This window comes from Massilia sp., assembly GCF_032106685.1.
Lineage (GTDB): Bacteria > Pseudomonadota > Gammaproteobacteria > Burkholderiales > Burkholderiaceae_D > Telluria.
The window spans coordinates 1-3,548 of record NZ_DAMCPG010000086.1; the positions used below are offsets into that span (position 1 = coordinate 1).

Genomic DNA, 3,548 nt, shown 5'->3' on the forward strand with positions numbered 1-3,548 from the left:
AGCGGTCGAGCGCCGTCCTTTCCTGCCCCGGACGCTCGTGGCCGGGCTCGTAGTCGAGGTAGAAGCCGTCGCGGTCCATGCGGAAGAAGGTGTCGGGAATCGCCGCCAGCACCGCGCGGTTCTGGGCGTCGGCGATGCGCAGGCGCGCGATGGCGTCGCTGGCGCGCAGCACGTAGAGCACGCGGTGCCCGAGGATCGGCCAGTTGATCGGCTTCGAGACGAAGTCGGTGGCGCCGGCCTCGTAGGCGCTGGTGACCGCCTCGATGTCGTCGCCGCCGGTGACCATCACGATCGGCACCAGCGCGCCCCCAAGCTCGTCCTGGCGGATCGCGCGGCAGGCGGCGAAGCCGTCCATGTGCGGCATCTCGACGTCCATCAGGATCAGGTCCGGGCGCCGCTCGCGCGCGAGCCGCACCGCCTGGCGGCCGTCCTCGGCCTCGATCGCATCCAGGCCGACCTGCTTGATCATCTCCAGCATCAGGAGCCGCATCACCGGATCGTCGTCGGCGACCAGCACGACGCCGCGTTGGGAGGAAGGGGTAGCGGGCATGTCATGTTTCCTTTTCTAGCATGGCGGTCAGCGAATGCCGGACCGCCTGGAATTCGTGTTCCATGTCGTCGAGCAGCAGCTCGGCGCCCTCGACCGTGTCGGCGCGGCCGAGGTGCTCCAGGTCCTTGCACAGCCCGGCCAGGGTCTCGGCGCCGACGTTCGCGCTGGCCGATTTCAGGCTGTGGGCGACGCGCCTGAGCGTGCCGGGGTCGTGGCCGCCGATCGCCTCGCGCAGGGTGCGCAGGTGCTGCGGCACGTCGCCGACGTAGGCGTCGACCACTTTCTGTACCAGGACGTCGCCGCCGCTGCGGCTGAGCGCCCGGATCTTTTCCAGCGCCGCCCGGTTGATGACCTCGCGGCGGATGACTTCGCGCGCTTCCTCGGACAGCGCGGGCGGAGCGTCGCCGTGGTGCACGCTGCCGGCGATCGGCAGCGCGATCCAGCGCCCGATCACGGCGGCCAGCTGCTGCTGGCTGAAGGGCTTCGACAGGTAGTCGTCCATGCCGGCGGCCAGGCAGGCTTCGCGGTCGCCCTGCAGCGCGTTGGCGGTGATCGCGATGATCGGCAGGGTGTGCAAATTGCCGCGCGCCGCGCCCGATTCGCGCTCGTCGCGCCGGATCGCGCTGGTGGCCGCGAAGCCGTCCATCACCGGCATCTGGCAATCCATCAGCACCGCCTCGTAGTCGCCGGCGCGCACCGCCTGCAGCGCTTCAAGCCCGTTCCTGGCGACGTGGGCCTGCAGGCCCAGGCTTTCGAGCATGGCCTTGGCCACCTCGACGTTGACCGGGTTGTCCTCGGCCAGCAGCACGCGCCGCACGCGCGCCGCCCCAAGCGGACGTGGCATGCCGGGCGGCGGCAGGAACTGCGGCGCCGGCGCCGTGCCGCCGCGCGGACGGGTGGCCAGGCAGGCGAACAGGTCGGCCGCGCGCGCCGGCTTGATCAACTGGTAGGCGACGCCGGCCTCGCGCCGCTGGACCGGGTCGGCTGCCAGGCGCTCGGGGCTGAGCAGGACCAGGCGCGTGGCCCGGGTGGCCGGATTGGCCTTGATCGTCGCCGCCAGCAGCAGGCCGCTCGACTGCTTCAGCTCCATGTCGAGCACGGCGGCGTCGAAGGGCTGGCCGGCGCGCGCGGCGGCGTCCAGCTTCTCGAGCGCCTCGTCCGGGCCGGCCGCGCTGTCGCAGGCGATGCGCCAGGCCGCCAGGTGGCGCTCCAGGCCGATGCGGCGGTCGTGGTCCTCGTCGGCCACCAGCACGCGCAGGCCGTCGATCGTGTGCTGCTGCTCGCCGGGCAGGTCGGGGTCGACGCGGCGCTTGTCGAAGCCGACCGTGAACCAGAACACCGAGCCTGCCTGCTTGCCGTTCTCGACGCCGATGGCGCCGCCCATCAGTTCCACCAGCTGCTTCGAGATCGCCAGGCCCAGGCCGGTGCCGCCGTACTTGCGGGTGGTCGAGTCGTCGGCCTGCGAGAAAGCCTCGAAGATGCGGCTCCTGGCTTCGCGCGAGATGCCGATGCCGGTGTCGCGCACTTCGAAGCGCAGCATCACGGCCTGGCTGTCCTCGCTGGCGATGCGCACCAGAGCGTCGATCCGCCCGTGTTCGGTGAACTTGATCGCGTTGCCCAGCAGGTTGGCCATGATCTGGCGCAGCCGGTTCGGGTCGCCGCAGATCGCCACCGGGATGTCGTTGGCGATGTCGAAGTCGAGCGCGATGCCCTTGTTGTGGGCTTGCGGGGTGTAGACGGTGTGGATGTCTTCCAGCAGGTCCCAGAGGTTGAAGTTGATGTATTCGATGGTGAGCTTGCCGGCCTCGATCTTGGAGAAGTCGAGGATGTCGTTGATGATCACCAGCAGGTGTTCGCCGGAGCGCTTGACCAGGCGCGTGTAGTTGCGCTGGGTCTCGGAGAGATCGGTCCCGAGCAGCATCTCGGCCATGCCCAGCACACCGTTCATCGGGGTGCGGATCTCGTGGCTCATGGTCGCGAGGAAGGCGCTCTTGGCGCGGCTGGCCGCCTCGGCGGCGTTCTTGGCGCGCTCGAGCTGTTCGGTGCGCACCGACACCTGGCGTTCCAGCTCGTCGCGGTGGTTGACCAGGGCGGCGCCGCGGCCCTCGATCTGGGCCAGCATGTCGTTGAAGCTGTCGATCAGCGCGCCCAGCTCGTCGTTGCGCTGGTGGGGTACGCGCAGGGTGTAGTTCTGGCTTTCCGAGACCTTGCGCGCGGCCTGGATCAGCTTCGTCACCGGGTCCGTGATCGAGCGCGTGAAGCGGCGCGCCGCCACCTGCGACACCAGCAGCGACACGCACATGGCCGCGCCCACCACGCCCAGGCTGCCGGCGATGTCGCGCCACATCGCGAGCAGGTCGGCCTCGATCACGATCACGCCGACCTGGACCTGGCCGCTGGCGACGGGCCGGTACAGGCGCATGCGCGGCGACCACAGGCGCGCGCCGACCAGGTTGGCCTCGGCCAGGGCGGCGTCGTCGAAGGCGGCCAGCGCGGGCGGCGGTTCGTCGACGGCGTGCGCGGGCGAGCGGTAGGCGGCGAACAGCTTGCCCTTGCGGTCGTACAGGGCGGCGCTGGAAATCTCTTCCTTGGACCTGAGGGCGGCGAGCAGGGCGCCGGCCAGGCTGCGGTCGTTGAATACCAGGGCGTCGGCGCTGTTGGTGGCGACCACCCCGGCCAGCGAGGACAGCTGCATGCTCTCGTCGTTGCGGCCGTGGTGCACCGAGGCGAGGGCGAAGGCGACGAAGACGATGAGCAGGGCGCTGCCGGTCGACAGCAGCGACATCATCGTCAACTTCCGGTTCAGGCTGGAGCGCTCGAGGTTCGCCATGGTTGTCGCGGGGCCGGCATTGGAACGCGGACCCGGCGTTTGACTGCGCGCAAGCCCTCCTTGCAGAAATGCAAATTCCTGCAAGAAAAAATATACGTTGTAGGGAAGGGGGCGGCTTTGCGCGAACGCAAAGGGGTAGGGAGGGGGAAAGCAGAAGGGGAGGCGGGA

2 protein-coding genes are annotated in these 3,548 nt (G+C 69.8%); both read right to left on the reverse strand.

The annotated features are described in order from the left end of the window. Positions 1 to 550 (reverse strand): response regulator (locus tag RT688_RS23590; protein WP_313707256.1); only part of this gene is annotated, 550 nt, incomplete at its 3' end. Position 551: 1 nt separating this feature from the next. Beyond that, a complete protein-coding gene (locus RT688_RS23595) occupies positions 552 to 3,380 on the reverse strand; it encodes a response regulator (protein ID WP_313707257.1) in 2,829 nt (942 codons plus the stop codon). Between the last annotated feature and the right edge of the window lie 168 nt (positions 3,381 to 3,548).

Coding starts and splice junctions, on each gene's coding strand:
- RT688_RS23595 (WP_313707257.1), bottom strand. CDS start 3,380: ATGGCGAACCTCGAGCGCTCCAGCCTGAACCGGAAGTTGACGATGATG.